This is a genomic window from Rhodococcus sp. 1R11, assembly GCF_004563845.1.
Classification (GTDB): Bacteria; Actinomycetota; Actinomycetes; order Mycobacteriales; family Mycobacteriaceae; genus Rhodococcoides.
The window spans coordinates 274,355-287,592 of record NZ_SPNG01000006.1 but is presented as its reverse complement, the minus strand read 5'-3'; the positions used below and the strand labels follow the sequence as shown (position 1 = coordinate 287,592).

General features: G+C 67.0%; 16 protein-coding genes and 1 riboswitch. Of the genes, 9 read left to right on the top strand and 7 right to left on the bottom strand.

Going from position 1 to position 13,238, the window contains the following annotated elements:
• Positions 1 to 3: 3 nt before the first annotated feature.
• Together serS and E4P29_RS13515 are read right to left on the bottom strand one after the other, a co-directional pair.
• Positions 4 to 1,257, bottom strand: a complete 1,254-nt coding sequence (gene serS / locus E4P29_RS13520) for a serine--tRNA ligase (RefSeq protein ID WP_135045362.1) — start codon at positions 1,255 to 1,257, stop codon at positions 4 to 6.
• An 11-nt stretch (positions 1,258 to 1,268) separates the two neighbouring features.
• The gene (locus tag E4P29_RS13515; protein ID WP_032366735.1) at positions 1,269 to 1,661 is read right to left on the bottom strand and encodes an ankyrin repeat domain-containing protein; all 393 of its coding nucleotides are present in this window, start codon (positions 1,659 to 1,661) and stop codon (positions 1,269 to 1,271) included.
• Between the two features lie 34 nt (positions 1,662 to 1,695).
• Between E4P29_RS13515 and E4P29_RS13510 the strand changes: the two genes are divergently transcribed.
• Together E4P29_RS13510 and E4P29_RS13505 are read left to right on the top strand one after the other, a co-directional pair.
• Positions 1,696 to 2,778, top strand: a complete 1,083-nt coding sequence (locus E4P29_RS13510) for a septum formation family protein (protein ID WP_135045360.1) — start codon at positions 1,696 to 1,698, stop codon at positions 2,776 to 2,778.
• 13 nt (positions 2,779 to 2,791) lie between these two features.
• On the top strand, positions 2,792 to 3,124 hold the full coding sequence (locus E4P29_RS13505; protein ID WP_027494838.1) for a metallopeptidase family protein: 333 nt from the start codon (positions 2,792 to 2,794) through the stop codon (positions 3,122 to 3,124).
• Between the two features lie 131 nt (positions 3,125 to 3,255).
• On the opposite strand, the gene E4P29_RS13500 is transcribed toward E4P29_RS13505, so the two are convergent.
• Both E4P29_RS13500 and E4P29_RS13495 read right to left on the bottom strand, forming a co-directional pair.
• Entirely contained in the window at positions 3,256 to 4,026 is a 771-nt protein-coding gene (locus tag E4P29_RS13500) for a CbtA family protein (protein ID WP_135045358.1), read from the bottom strand.
• On the bottom strand, positions 4,017 to 4,211 hold the full coding sequence (locus tag E4P29_RS13495; RefSeq protein WP_027494840.1) for a CbtB domain-containing protein: 195 nt from the start codon (positions 4,209 to 4,211) through the stop codon (positions 4,017 to 4,019). Before E4P29_RS13495 ends, E4P29_RS13500 begins: the two co-directional genes overlap by 10 nt.
• 50 nt (positions 4,212 to 4,261) lie before the next feature.
• Positions 4,262 to 4,396, bottom strand: a riboswitch (cobalamin riboswitch).
• Positions 4,397 to 4,460: 64 nt separating this feature from the next.
• Here E4P29_RS13495 and E4P29_RS13490 point away from each other — a divergent pair.
• From E4P29_RS13490 to E4P29_RS13475, 4 genes are all read left to right on the top strand, one after another.
• Positions 4,461 to 5,027, top strand: coding sequence for a histidine phosphatase family protein (locus E4P29_RS13490; RefSeq protein ID WP_245154306.1), 567 nt, complete (start codon positions 4,461 to 4,463; stop codon positions 5,025 to 5,027).
• Positions 5,028 to 5,115: 88 nt separating this feature from the next.
• Positions 5,116 to 5,427 carry a PE family protein gene (locus E4P29_RS13485; protein WP_135045356.1) on the top strand — a complete coding sequence of 104 codons (312 nt, stop codon included), beginning with the start codon at positions 5,116 to 5,118 and terminating at the stop codon, positions 5,425 to 5,427.
• Between the two features lie 66 nt (positions 5,428 to 5,493).
• Positions 5,494 to 6,756: a PPE domain-containing protein gene (locus tag E4P29_RS13480; protein WP_135045354.1), complete on the top strand. Its 1,263-nt coding sequence runs from the start codon at positions 5,494 to 5,496 to the stop codon at positions 6,754 to 6,756.
• Positions 6,753 to 7,616, top strand: coding sequence for an ESX secretion-associated protein EspG (locus tag E4P29_RS13475; protein WP_135045352.1), 864 nt, complete (start codon positions 6,753 to 6,755; stop codon positions 7,614 to 7,616). Before E4P29_RS13480 ends, E4P29_RS13475 begins: the two co-directional genes overlap by 4 nt.
• Here the strand turns inward: E4P29_RS13475 and E4P29_RS13470 are convergent.
• Genes E4P29_RS13470 through E4P29_RS13460 form a run of 3 tightly spaced genes read right to left on the bottom strand, consistent with a single transcriptional unit; the run spans position 7,609 to position 9,935 of the window.
• Positions 7,609 to 8,274, bottom strand: coding sequence for a histidine phosphatase family protein (locus tag E4P29_RS13470; protein WP_135045350.1), 666 nt, complete (start codon positions 8,272 to 8,274; stop codon positions 7,609 to 7,611). The genes E4P29_RS13475 and E4P29_RS13470 overlap by 8 nt on opposite strands.
• Complete coding sequence (gene pheA / locus E4P29_RS13465; RefSeq protein WP_135045348.1) at positions 8,271 to 9,203, bottom strand: prephenate dehydratase; 933 nt, start codon at positions 9,201 to 9,203, stop codon at positions 8,271 to 8,273. The genes E4P29_RS13470 and pheA overlap by 4 nt, the downstream gene beginning before the upstream one ends.
• A gap of 9 nt (positions 9,204 to 9,212) precedes the next feature.
• Entirely contained in the window at positions 9,213 to 9,935 is a 723-nt protein-coding gene (locus tag E4P29_RS13460; RefSeq protein ID WP_135045346.1) for a hypothetical protein, read from the bottom strand.
• Positions 9,936 to 10,059: 124 nt separating this feature from the next.
• Here E4P29_RS13460 and E4P29_RS13455 point away from each other — a divergent pair, with 124 nt between their 5' ends.
• From E4P29_RS13455 to E4P29_RS13445, 3 genes are all read left to right on the top strand, one after another.
• On the top strand, positions 10,060 to 10,830 hold the full coding sequence (locus E4P29_RS13455) for a DUF2470 domain-containing protein (RefSeq protein ID WP_135045344.1): 771 nt from the start codon (positions 10,060 to 10,062) through the stop codon (positions 10,828 to 10,830).
• Between the two features lie 35 nt (positions 10,831 to 10,865).
• Positions 10,866 to 11,675 (top strand): CPBP family intramembrane glutamic endopeptidase, encoded by an 810-nt coding sequence (locus E4P29_RS13450; protein ID WP_135045342.1) that lies wholly within the window; start codon positions 10,866 to 10,868, stop codon positions 11,673 to 11,675.
• A 289-nt stretch (positions 11,676 to 11,964) separates the two neighbouring features.
• Positions 11,965 to 13,230, top strand: a complete 1,266-nt coding sequence (locus tag E4P29_RS13445; RefSeq protein WP_245154316.1) for an LCP family protein — start codon at positions 11,965 to 11,967, stop codon at positions 13,228 to 13,230.
• The last annotated feature ends 8 nt before the right edge of the window (positions 13,231 to 13,238 follow it).

The following is a 13,238-nucleotide window of genomic DNA, read 5'->3' as shown; positions in this document are numbered from 1 at the left end:
GAATTACTTCAGGACATCGGTTCCGACGAAAGGCACGAGGGCCTCGGGGACCCGGACGGTGCCGTCGGCCTGCTGGTGGTTTTCGAGGATCGCCACGATCCACCGCGTGGTGGCGAGGGTGCCGTTGAGGGTTGCGGCGGTCTGAGGCTTGCCGTTCTCGTCGCGGTATCGCACACCGAGGCGTCGGGCCTGGAATGTCGTGCAGTTCGAGGTCGAGGTGAGCTCGCGGTAGGCCTTCTGCGTGGGGACCCATGCTTCGCAGTCGAATTTGCGCGCGGCCGAGGACCCGAGGTCTCCGCCTGCGGTGTCGATGACACGGTAGGGCAGTTCGACTGCGGCGAGCATTTCCTTCTCGTACTGCAGCAGCTTCCGATGCTCGGCCGCCGCGTCCTCGGGCTTGATGTACGAGAACATCTCGATCTTGTCGAACTGATGGACGCGCATGATGCCGCGGGTGTCCTTGCCGTAACTGCCTGCTTCACGACGGAAGCACGACGACCAGCCGGCGTAGCGCTTCGGGCCGTCGGCGAGGTCGATGATCTCGCCCGAGTGGTAGCCCGCGAGAGCAACTTCGGAGGTTCCGACGAGGTACAGGTCGTCGGCTTCGAGGCGGTAGATCTCGTCTGCGTGTGCGCCGAGGAAGCCGGTTCCCGACATGATCTCCGGCCGCACGAGCACCGGCGGGATCATCATCGTGAAGCCGTTCTTGACGGCCTTCTGCGCGGCGAGCTGAAGCAGCCCCTGCTGCAGCAACGCGCCGTAGCCGGTCATGAAGTAGAAGCGTGAGCCCGACACCTTGGCTCCGCGTTCCATGTCGATCAGGTTCAGCGATTCGCCGAGTTCGAGGTGGTCCTTCGGCTCGAAGTCGAATTCGGGGATCTCGCCGACGGTCTCGAGCAGCACGAAGTCGTCCTCGCCACCCGCGGGCGTTCCCTCCTCGACGATGTTGGAGATCGCCCGGTGAGCCGTGTCGAGAGCTGCGTCGGCCTCGGCCTCGGCTGCCTGCGCTGCCTTGACCTTGGCGGCCAGTTCCGATGCCCCGGCGAGCAGCGCGGGACGGTCCTCGGCCGAAGCCTTGCCGACCTTCTTGCCCAGCGTCTTCTGCTCGGCACGCAGCTGATCCCCGGCCAGCACAGCGGCGCGGCGAGAGGCGTCGGCGTCCAGAAGAGCGTCGACGAGAGCGGGGTCCTCGCCTCGGGTGCGCTGCGAGGCGCGCACTGCGTCGGGGTTCTCGCGAAGCAATTTCAGGTCGATCACGAGTGCAAACCTTACTTGCCGAGCAAGCCCAGGTAATCCTCGCGTCCGAACATCGTGGCTGCGTCGATCGCCGACGGGTGGCCACCGTGTGGGTCGGCTCCGCCGTCGACGAGCAGCCGCACCACCTCGTCCTCGCCCTTGAACACGGCACCCGCGAGTGGGCTCTGACCCTTGTCGTTGGCCTTGTTCACATCGGCACCGCGTTCGACCAGCACCCGTACCGCATCGGCGTGGCCGTGATACGCGGCCAACATCAGCAGGGTGTCCCCCGACTCGTTGTGCAGATTCACCGGAACTCCGGCGTCGACGTAACTCGCCAGACCGACGGCGTCACCGGTACGTGCCATTGCGAACAGTCGACCGGCCAGCTCACTGAGGTCGTCGTCACCCGTTGGGTCGCTCATGTCGACCGAACATACTCGGGCATGATGGAGGGCGATGTCCGCTACAGAACCAGACCCCACGACGAGCGAGAGTCGGAGAACTCTCTCGGCCACCACTGCTCGACGCGGCCTCGCCATGGTGGCCGTCGGTGCAGTCCTGGCTGCGGGGGCAACGGTGTTCCTGTCCGGCGGATTCTCGACTCCCGAGAAGATCACCACGCATTCGACGGCCAGTGGCCCCGCCACCGCAGGCCCGGTGTCCGCGAAGTCCTTCGGTGCCGCCGACCCGGGCGTGTGCCTGCAGTGGACGCCCACCGACGATCCCGAGACCGATCGTCAGGACCTCACCGAAGTGCCGTGTGCCGACGCCCACCGCTTCGAGGTGGCCCGCGACATCGACATGAGTGTCTACCCCGGCATGGAATTCGGCCCCGGAGCGCCGTATCCGGGAGCAATTCGTTTCGGTGAACTGCGCGACGAGCACTGCAACGCCGCCGTCGACGGCTACGTCGGTGCCAAGTTCGACCCGAACGGCCGCTACGGCGTCGGCCTGATGTTTCCCAGCCAGGCCGGATGGGCCAAGGGCGAGCGCACGCTGCGGTGCGGGGTGCAGATGCCGTCGAACACCGGTGCGCTGCTCGAGATGACCGGCTCGATCCTCGAGCAGGACCAGTCCAAGGTGTGGCCGACGGGCACGTGCATCGGAATCAACCAGAACGTGCCTGCCGACCCGGTGGAATGCTCGACTCCTCACGCGTTCGAGGTGGCCTCGGTGATCAACCTCACGCAACAGTTCCCCGGCGATCACCCGTCGGAAGGCGACCAGGACGCATATCTGGAGCAGACCTGCACCGACGCCGTCAACGGGTACCTCGGCTCGGAGAACGCCTTGCGGGACAAGACGCTGACGCTGTTCTGGGACACCATCGACGTCTCGAGCTGGCTCGCCGGTAGCCGTCAGGTGACTTGCTCGGTGGGCAAGGAACTCGACTCCGGTGGATTCGCGACCATCGTCGGCAGTGCGAAGGGCGACATCCTCATCAACGGTGCAGCGCCCGTGCCGCCTCCCGCAGCCCCCGACGGCCGCGCGCTCCCGACTCCTCTGCCCGGTGCCGCTCCGATCACCACCGGAGGCTGACATCCCCACCCACATGACCCGCGTCGACTTCGAGGAAGCAGTGTCGGACGCTCTCGACACCCTGCCGCGAGAACTCACCGACTTCATGAACAACGTGGTCGTCCTCGTCGAGGAGGAACACCCCACCGAGGACATCCTCGGGTTGTACGAGGGCATCGCGTTGACCGAACGCTACGAATACAGCGGCCACTTGCCCGACGTCATCACGATCTACCGCAAACCGATCCTCGACATGGTCGACGACGAACACGAGGCTCGACGCGAAATCGCCATCACCGTCGCGCACGAAATCGGCCATCACTTCGGCATCGACGACGAACGCCTGCATCAACTGGGATTCGGCTGATCGCACTCGCCCCCCGGAACGCCACCCCCCACCCCCGTAATGCCACCCCCGGTTGGGATCAATGTGGGTTTCAGTCGGTCAGACTGCAACAAAGGCGCATTGATCCCAACCTGGAGGCGGGCAAAACAGGGTTAAGCCGCAACTGCCTCTCGGCGAACCGGACGCATTGCGCGATCGGTGAGGAACGAGAAGCCCAGTCCCAGAGCCAGCCACAAGGTTGCCTGCGTGGCCAGTGACGAGAGTCGGAATTCCCACAGCAGTGTTGCCGGGAAATCCGAACCCACTTCGTTGACGCCCGGCAGCAGTGCGTAGCCGATGCCGACGATCACCAGGAACGCCACCGTCGGAGCACCGACACGGACTGCTGGCGACGACTGGGACGCCACCGCCTTCGCCACGTAGATTGCGACGCCGACAGCCAGCAGACCGAGAATGACCGACGCCAACCACAGCCACGTGCGCTGGGTGATCGTCTCCGGGTCCCCGACGGCCGGTGGGTTGGCCGGGTACTTGAAGAACGGCACTGCTTCTATTGCCAGCCATCCGACCCCGGCTCCGAGGAGTGCGAGGATCGAGCCCGGAAGCGAGCTGAACCGTCGGGCATAGTGCAGTACCGACGCGAAGATCGCGCCGAGTGCGAGTCCGGCGAGTCCGGTGGCGAGGAACAGTCCGACGCGTTGGCCGTCGCGACTGACGAGGGCGTCCTCGTCTCCGTGCGAGTGCGCAGCAGGCGCATCGGAGTCGGCGTGGTGTGCCTCGCCCGCTGCTTCTTCGATGGAGATGGCCGAATCGACGTGCGGTTCACCGAGGACGAAGGCAACTCCGCCGGCGAGCAGTCCCGCAACGAGACCGGCGAGCAGACCTCGCACCAGCAGTTGAACGAATGTCCCGGTCAGTGGCATGGCAGGCCCAGCAGGTGGCGGCCGTCGTGCATGAGTTCGTGCATGTACATGCCACTGCGAGAGATCGCGCCTTGGTCGAATCCGACGAGGTAGAGCACGACGAACGCGAGCAGTATCGTCGCGGCGACGATGACGGCCAGTGCCGCCGATTCCGTCGTGTTACTGGGTGCATGAAGTATTGCCATAGGGGTGTCCTCCTGGGATTGTGCGTCCCGTAGTCCCTTCGAAGATGAAGGGACGGCCATGCGATGTACGAGTTTTCTGGCTCTCGAATTCGGACATCTGCCCGACGTCGATCACAGTGGCGCAACCGTTCCGGATTTTCACCGGATTACCTGCGTACATCGCGTCTTACCTGCGCACTGTGGCACCGCGTTCGACTCTGTGTCAATCACTGTCCTCGAAAGAACACCGTCCGATGCCACAATGGCGCGGTGACAGAGCCTGCGACCCGCCTGATGTTGGTGAGCCACGCCAGGACCGATGCAATGCGCTCGGGCCGCTTTCCTGCCGACGAGCCACTCGACGAAGCGGGTGTGCGCGCACTGACCGAGGTGACCGACTTTCCGCGTGCGGACCGAGTGGTGTCCGGCCCGGAGCTGCGGTCCCGATCCACTGCCGAGATCTTCGGCACCGATGTCGCCGTCGAACCCGCGTTGGCCGACGTCGCGTACGGCCGGTGGGCCGGTCTCGAGATGACCGATCTGCCCGACGCCGACGCGATGGCCTGGCTCGGCGACCCGGCATTCACACCACCGGGCGGTGAATCTCTGGAGGCGTTGTTTGCTCGCGTCCGGACGTGGCTCGATGAGGTCGGTTCGACGCCGGGCCGCACGCTGGCCGTGACCGCGCCCTCGGTGATCAGGGCGGCGGTCGTGCTGGTGCTGGCGGCACCGGTCGGCTCGTTCTGGCGGGTCGACGTCGCGCCGTTGACGCGCACCTCGATCCATCGCCGAGGCTCGCTGTGGACGATCGATTCGGTGGCACAGAAGTCTTTCTGAATTCTTTCCGGCATCGATGGAACCGATCCGGGCACGGCGGCGTCCTACCTACCGACAGCCCAGTTCGTCGATCGCAGGGAGCGTGCTCATGACCGTCATCAAAGTCGATCCGGTGGCTCTGCAGCTCGCTGCCTCGGAACTCGATGCGGTCGCTGCCCGATTGCAGGCCGCCGTCACCGCAACGGCACTTCCTGTTCGGCCGTTACCGCCCGGCACCGACGAGGTGTCGCTCTTGACCGACAGCTTCTTCGCCACCGCGGCCGATACCTTCGGTCCTGCTGCAGCTCAGGGCATTTCGGAGCTACACCGGGCCGCCGAGGAACTACGCAAGCAGGCCGCGGACTACCTGACCACCGACGACGACACCGCCGGGGGCCTGCCGGGGCTCGCCGGTATCTGACGCACACATCGACCGGCAGCGGTTTCGAATACGACACGGGGGCTCGAACATCATGGGGGCTGGACAATGACGCTCGGTGTGACAGGTGTGGTGTGGCTACCACGAACTGCGACAGGGAATTCGACGCGACTGTTGGGGCCCGGACCGGTGCCTCTACATGTCGCAGGCGGGGCCTGGGGTTCGGTGGCCGCGGCCTTCACCGAGGCCTCGGTGAGCATCGCCGCGATCACGACAGCTCTGACCGCGGGCTGGGAGGGTGAGTCGGCTCTCCTCGCCCAAGCCGCCCTCGCCCGGTTCGCCACGTGGACCGGAGCCACCGCACTGAAGGCGGCGGCATTGTCGATCGAAGCGCCCGCCGCGGGGACCTCGTACGGCGTCGCGCTGGCCACCATGCCGTCGCTCGTCGAGATCGGTGCGGTGCAAGCTGCCAAGGTCACGGCTGCGTCGACCGGCGGTGCGCTGAACGGAAGTTACGAGGCATCCGAGGTCGCAGATCGATTGCTCGACATCCGCGCGGCCATGGTCATGGAGGGTTTCGAGCTGGTCTCCTCGCACCTGATTGCCAAGACGACGTTCGATCATGCGCCCGCCATCGTGTCCGAATCCGGCAGTGGTCTCGGCAAATTCGCCAACGGTGCGCTGATGACGTCGCCGGTCCAGGCTGCGCTCGGTGGCCTGATGGCCGCGACGCAGAACCCCGGCGTCGCAGCCGCCGCCGGGCAGCTCGGCAGTGCCGCCACCTCGATCGCCGGAACGGGCGTGTCCACGGTGGCCTCCGCGGCATCGAATCTGGTCTCGACGACGCAGCCGAGTGGACCCGGGGCCGGCATCGGCCACACCTTCGCACCGGGCGGTTCAGGATCTCCCGCCGTCGGGCCGGCATCCACCCGTCCGGTGGCGTACGGCGGACCGAGCGGAAGCAGCGTGGGCGGAGGACTGGCAATGGCCGGTTCGGCGTCGAGTCCCCTCGGCGGTGGATCGGCGCTCACGGGTGCAGTACAGAGCAGCCCTGCCACCACAATCGGCGCACCGACCGCAGCCGAGGGTGGTCTCGCTCAGCGCGGAACCGGAGCCGGTGCTGCGCCTGCGTCAGGAACACGAGCGCAGGACGACGACGAACACGACACCCCGGAATACCTGAAACAGTTCGAGCACTTCGCCGACGGCCGCACGGTGGCACCGTCGGTCATCGGAGCCGACCCGGACTTGCCCGACCCAGCCCTCAACAACAACCCAGCACACCACCGCCCAGCCCTCCACGACCCAGCCCTCCACGACCCAGCCCTCCACAACCGAGCCCTCGACAACATCAGTGAGAACGGCCGGTGATCGACTTGGGAACTGTGCCGGTGGGCCACACACTGCCGAGTGCCGCACTCGGTGTCGACGAGATGGATCTCCTGGTCGACGAGCTCTCGATTGCCGAACTGCCCGTCGTGCTCGACGTCTTCCCACGTTTCGACGACGCGAAAGCCCGCGACCGTGCTGTCGACCGCGGCCGTCATGCCCTCGCGGCGGCAGGACTGTGGGACGGCTCCGCGGTCCACCCGGACGTTCGCCAGTGGCTGCGGGTGCTGGAACAACCCCGCTGGTACGTCTCGGCGCGACAGTTCGAGGGCGACACCGTCCCCGTGGCTCGGATCTGCATCGCATCCGACGACACCATCGCGGTGTCGGCGGTACGGCGAGAGAACATCGTCACCCTGCGGGTCATCGCCGGGGATCCGGCCCGCGACCTCGTCTCGTCGCTGGGATCGGCACCGCCGTTCGATCCCGGCAGCATCAACGCGCCCACCGACCTACTGGCCGAAGCACTCGACGCGGCACCGTCCGACGTGGGCGGCACCGCTTCCCGTCTACGCAGCATCGGAATTGCCGACGACCGGGCCCGCACTCTGGCCTCGGCCATGGCCACGTGCGCGGGCAGGACCGAGATCACGGCCGTGACCCGCAGGCATGGGACTCGGCGCGGGGCCGGGCGGCCGGTGGCCCTGTTCGATACCCGCGCCGGACGGATCGTCGCCACCTCCGCTGTCGCTGCAGACGGTCATTCGTGGAGCTCGTTGACCGGGGCGTCGGATCACCGGGTGACAGCGGCTCTGACCGAGCTGATCTCGTCGGCCAAGGACCCGTCGAGCGCCAACTCAGCAACCGGCAACCCAGCGATCGGCCATCCAGCGATCAGCTGATCGGGTTGTCTGCCTTGTCGCTGCCCTTGCCCTCGAAGGGAGGCAGGAACGTGCCCCACTTGGCGCATGCCCAGCCACCGTCGGGCTGCGGCAACAGCTCGACGGTCTGGGTGTTGTCGAGATGGTTGTCAGCGGCGAAGGTGCCGTCGACACCGGTGAGGGCCGCCGCGACCAATCGAATTGCGGCCCCGTGGCTCACGACGACGACGTCTCCGGCGGTGTCGTCACCCAGGTACTGTCCACGCAGTTCGTCGAGCACCGGAACGTAGCGCGCCAATACTGCCCGCCCGCTTTCTCCGCCCGGCGCGGCCGCATCCAGATCTCCGGTATGCCACCGGTAGAAGATCTCGGTGAACAGTCGGTGCGCCTCGGGATCGTCTCGATCTTCCAGGTCTCCGGCGGACGTCTCCTGGATGCCGTCGGTCACGACGAGGGGAACTCCGGTCCCGCGCTCGACGTAGCCCGCAGTCTGCTTGGCGCGCAACGCAACCGATGAGACCAACACGGCGGGAGGATTACCCAGCCGCGTCTGCGCATACGCCTCGGCTTGCCGGTGCCCGAGCTCGGTGAGTTCGGCTCCCGGCGGCGCTGTGTCCAACTTCTTCGCGACGTTGGAGACGGTCTGACCGTGCCGAACGAGAATGAGCTTGCCCATCACAGATCACCCCGACCGGAGCGGATTTCGGAGAGCCACTGCACGTGCTCGTCGATCGGTTGCGGCACCGAGCCGCCCGATGTCGTTGCCGTGGGCCATGATCCGAGGAACCGCAGCGGCATCTTTCGATGGAACGCGGTGAGCGCCTCCGCGACGAGGGGATCGTCCACATGCCCGGCGCAGTCGACGAAGAACATGTAGGTGCCCAATTGCGAACGGGTAGGACGTGATTCGATGAACGTCAGATCGATGTTGCGAATCCCGAACTCCGCCAACGCTGCCGGCAGCGTACCCGGGTCATTCGGCGGCTTGAGCACCACCGAGGTGCGGTCGGCACCCGTGCGGGCGGGCACCGGCTGCGGCAGGGTGACCAGCACGAAGCGGGTGCGAGCGCCCTCGACGTCGATGATGCCGTCGGCCAACGTCGGCAAAGACAGCCGCTCCCCGGCCAACCGTGTCGAGACAGCGGCGTCGACCACACCGGCGGCAACATCTTCTGCCGCACCGGCATTCGAGGTGGCAGACTGCACGACAGCGTCGGGCATCGTGGCCTGCAGCCACTGCCGGACCTGACTGAGGGCGATGGGGTACGCACTGATCGTGCGGGCCGACTCGAGAGTGACACCGGGTCCGCCGACGATGGTGAAGGCGACCTCGATCTCGGTCTCGGCGACGATCTGCAATCGCCGTCCTTCGGACAATGCGTCGAGCGTCGGCGGCACGGCCCCCTCGATGGAGCTCTCGATGGGAACCACTGCGGCGTCGGCGGCACCGGATCGGACGGCCTCGAGCGCCGCGGGCGGGCTCGCAGCAGACACCCTCTCGACCTCCCCGCTCAGACCGACCCCACCGAATGCGCCGAGCGTTTCGAACTGCGCCAGCGCCATCTCCGTGAACGTTCCCGATGGGCCGAAGTAAGCGATGCGAGGCACGTCTCGAGGTTACGTTGTCGACGTCCCCGAAGCGATCAAACCGGCGTCGACGAGCCGTGCGCGGGCGGCGACGGCGTCGGCGATCTCGACGCCCAGCAGTACCTCCCGGACGGCCTCGGCTGCCTCGGGAATGAGCTTGCGCAGAGCGTCGACATTCGGCGCGGCCAGGGCCGACGCGATGTCGTCTCCTCGCAGCGACGCCACCGTCGCCGCGAGGATCGCGATGACCTCGTCTCCGGTGTCGGCACGGGCGACCAGACCGACATCGGCATGCGAGACGACGGCGAGCACGTCGGCGATACGCCTCGCTGTGTCGCCGACACCGATGCCGGGGGTCCGATGGGCGGCAACGATGGTCTCCGCGGTCTCGGCCACGTCGATCGCGTCGAACACCGGGAAGACGACGAGGGGCGAGGGCAATCGCAACCCGAGCGCATCGGCGAGATGGTCGGGGACCGCGTCGACGTCGAATCGAACGGCTTCGTAGTTGCCTGCACTCGAGGCGCGGAGCTCGTCCGGGTCGATGTCGAGTCGCACGACGATGCGTCCGAGATTCTCGGTGGGTGGCAACGTCAGCAGAGTCGAGGCCAGCACGACGGGCGGGCCGTACTCGGCGGCACGGGGAGCGGCCTGCGGGGCAGGGGCATCGACACAGAACGGCTGGAGCAGTCCTGCTACGAGCGCGTTCGGATCTGGTCGGTGCGGCACACCGAGGGTCAACGGAATCGGCACGTCTTCACGGTAGTCCCAGCTTGCTCTTGCGATACCCGCCACATCCGGCTAACTTAGGGGCACGTTACTTAGGTATGCCTCACCTACTGGCCACTGAACTGTACCGATCGCATCGGAGGAGCCCATGCTCGGCGCAACCACCACCACCGGACCGTCCACCGCCGAACGCGTGCGCAGCGCCTGCATGCGCGCCGAGGGGGCAGCTCTCGTGATCGACGGCAGCGACCCCGTCGTGACGTCCCTGCACCACCTGCGACCCAACGGCGAGATGATTCTGGCCGTCCCCACCGATTCCATCGACGACGCCATCACGTGGCAGTCCTCCCGCGCCGGCGTTCCCGCCGTCGTCGAACTCACCGATCACGCACCTCTCGCACTACGCGAACCCGTGCGGTCACTGGTGTGGCTGCGCGGAGAATTGCGCCCGGTGCCGGAGTCGCTGATGCGCCCGATGGCCGGCGCGGTGGCCGCCGAGCATCCGCACGCGGCCCTGCTCGACGTCGGCCACACCACCTCCCTGGTGCGTCTGATCGTCGGCTCCGCAGTGGTGGCGGACAGCACCGGAGCCGAGCCGGTCGACGTCGAATCACTGCTGGCAGCCGAGCCCGATCCGTTCTGGGAGATGGAAACCAGCTGGCTCGAGCACCTCGACTCCGATCATCCCGACCTCCTCGCGCAACTGTCCCGACGCCTCCCGCCGTCGCTGCGGCAGGGACGCGTCCGCCCGCTGGGCATCGACCGCTACGGCATTCGCCTGCGTATCGAGGGCGAGTGCGGAGACAACGACGTCCGGTTGGGCTTTGCCGAGCCCGTCGACGACACGATCTCGCTGAGCCGGGCCCTCCGGGTTCTCGCCGGCTGCCCGTTCCTCAACGGCCTGCGTGCGCGGGGCTGACGTCGCCTCGAGGCACAACAGGGCACACTCGTGCCGTGATCGACTTCAGGAATTGGTTGACGCCACCGCCGCCGGACAGCACTGCGCCACCGCCCGATGCTCGCGAACGTACGACAATCAAGGTCGAGATCGCCATCGTGCTGCTGGTGACGTTCGGCCTCAGCGGCATGAGCAGCATCCTCTCGCTGGTCGAGGATGCCCTGCAGACCGCATCCCTGTCCGATCAGACGGTGGCGCTGAACTCGTCACGATCGAGCTTCAGCGTCATCGACCTGCTGTTCCAGCTGCTGAGCATCCTGCGCCTGTGCGCGTGGGGATCCTTGGGGCTGTACCTGCTGTGGCGAGCAGATCTGGCACCGCGTGTGATCGGACTGGCGAAACCGCGCCTGAAGATCGACCTCGGCCACGGCGTCGGGCTGGCGGCACTCATCGGGCTGCCGGGTCTCGCGCTCTACCTGGTCGGCAACGCCCTGGGGTTCAATCTGAACGTCGTCCCCAGCGCGCTCGACGACCACTGGTGGCGAGTGCCCGCCCTGATTCTGTATGCGCTGGCCAACTCCGGTGCCGAGGAGATCATCGTCGTCGCCTACCTGATCTCTCGACTGCGCCGACTCGGCCTGAGCGAGAACAAGTCCTTGCTGTGCTCCTCGCTGCTGCGCGGGAGTTACCACTTCTATCAGGGGGTGGGCGGAGGCGGCGGCAACTTCCTGATGGGCCTGGTGTTCGGCCGATACTGGCAGCGCACCGGGAGGCTGTGGCCACTGCTGATCGCGCACGCACTCATCGACATCGTCGCCTTCGTCGGTTACGCCCTGCTGCGTGAACACCTGACGTGGTTGCCGTGATGGGTACAGTCGATTCGTGAACGACGACGATCGCTACGGACGGCACGGCGCGCCGAATCGGCGTACCCCGCCGCCGAGCCAGCCGCCGCCACCGCGTCGACCACCCGGCCAGCAGCCCCCTCCCCCGCCTCGGCGCGCCGGTGGGGCCCCTGGGCAGCCACCGCCACCACCACGTCAGTACCGACCCGGTCCGCCGCCGGTTCCGAACCCCCGTCGGTACAACCCGGAACCTCCCGCGGAGCGAGGGACCCCTCGCCGTCCGGGGCCCGCACCCGAGGGCACCGAATTCATCAGGCGCGACGGCCGCCCGGCCGCTCCCCGTCACGGTGCCCCGGTGCCACCGCAACAGGCGTGGTCGCAGGCACCCGAACCCGGCCCTGCCGGTTCCGTTCCGCCGAACTCGACGCGCCAGTACTCGACGCACCGAAACTCCCACACAGACGAGGACCAGGCAGGGCATCCCGGGTACGCCCCGCGTCAGCAGCCGGAACCATACGTCGACGAGCGCAGGCAGCCGGCGGCTTCTCCGCAACGCGCCTTGCGCCGCCCGGAACCAGCTCGGCCACAGCGCGATTCACGTCCCCCCAAGGTTGCGAAGCCGCGCAAGCGTAGGCACTGGGGCCGCCGTTTCCTGATCGTTCTGCTCGTGCTCGTTCTGGGCATCGGCGGCATCGTCTACTACGTCGACAGTTCGCTCACGCGAGTCGACGCTCTGACCTCGTACCCCGGCAGGATCGGCGACACCCCGGGCACCAATTGGCTTCTCGTCGGATCGGATTCACGAGCAGGCCTGACGCCGGAGCAGGAAGCATCTCTCGCGACCGGCGGCGAGGTGGGCCCCAGCCGAACCGACACGATCATCATGATCCACATCCCCGAGGGCGGCGGGGCGACGACGATGGTCAGCCTGCCCCGCGATTCGTACGTGCCGATTCCGGGTAACGGCGAGGACAAGCTGAACGCGGCGTTCGCATTCGGCGGGCCATCCCTGCTGGTGCAAACGGTCGAAGGCGCGACGGGAGTGCACATCGATCACTACGCCGAGATCGGCTTCGGTGGGTTCGCCGGAATCGTCGACGCCGTCGGCGGAGTCGACGTGTGTGTGCAGAACGCGATCGACGATCCGTTGGCGGGCATCAACATTCCCGCCGGCTGTCAGGATCTCGACGGTTCCGAGGCACTCGGCTTCGTGCGATCTCGCGCGACCGCGTTGGCCGACCTCGACCGGATGAACAACCAGCGGGCCTTCATGTCCGCTCTACTCGACAAGGCAACCAGCGCTTCCACATTCCTCAATCCGTTGAAACTGTGGCCGTTGGTGTCCGACACCGCGTCGTCGTTGAGCGTCGACGACGGAGACCACATCTGGAACCTGGCCGCGTTGGCTTGGGCGATGCGCGGTGGGCCGGTGACGACGACCGTGCCGGTCGGCGGGTTCCAGGACTCCGATGTCGGCAACGTCCTGATATGGGACGACACGAGGGCACCGGCGTTCTTCGACGCCATCGCTCAGGATCGGGAAATTCCGGCAGATCTGCTGACCGGAGGCCCCTGACGCGGGCG

Bases quoted from the DNA above. Each gene is read 5' to 3' on its own strand.
- E4P29_RS13480 (WP_135045354.1), top strand. From the start codon at position 5,494: ATGACGCTCGGTGTGACAGGTGTGGTGTGGCTACCACGAACTGCGACA.
- E4P29_RS13455 (WP_135045344.1), top strand. From the start codon at position 10,060: ATGCTCGGCGCAACCACCACCACCGGACCGTCCACCGCCGAACGCGTG.
- E4P29_RS13510 (WP_135045360.1), top strand. From the start codon at position 1,696: ATGTCCGCTACAGAACCAGACCCCACGACGAGCGAGAGTCGGAGAACT.
- E4P29_RS13515 (WP_032366735.1), bottom strand. From the start codon at position 1,661: ATGAGCGACCCAACGGGTGACGACGACCTCAGTGAGCTGGCCGGTCGA.
- E4P29_RS13485 (WP_135045356.1), top strand. From the start codon at position 5,116: ATGACCGTCATCAAAGTCGATCCGGTGGCTCTGCAGCTCGCTGCCTCG.
- E4P29_RS13500 (WP_135045358.1), bottom strand. From the start codon at position 4,026: ATGCCACTGACCGGGACATTCGTTCAACTGCTGGTGCGAGGTCTGCTC.
- E4P29_RS13505 (WP_027494838.1), top strand. From the start codon at position 2,792: ATGACCCGCGTCGACTTCGAGGAAGCAGTGTCGGACGCTCTCGACACC.
- E4P29_RS13495 (WP_027494840.1), bottom strand. From the start codon at position 4,211: ATGGCAATACTTCATGCACCCAGTAACACGACGGAATCGGCGGCACTG.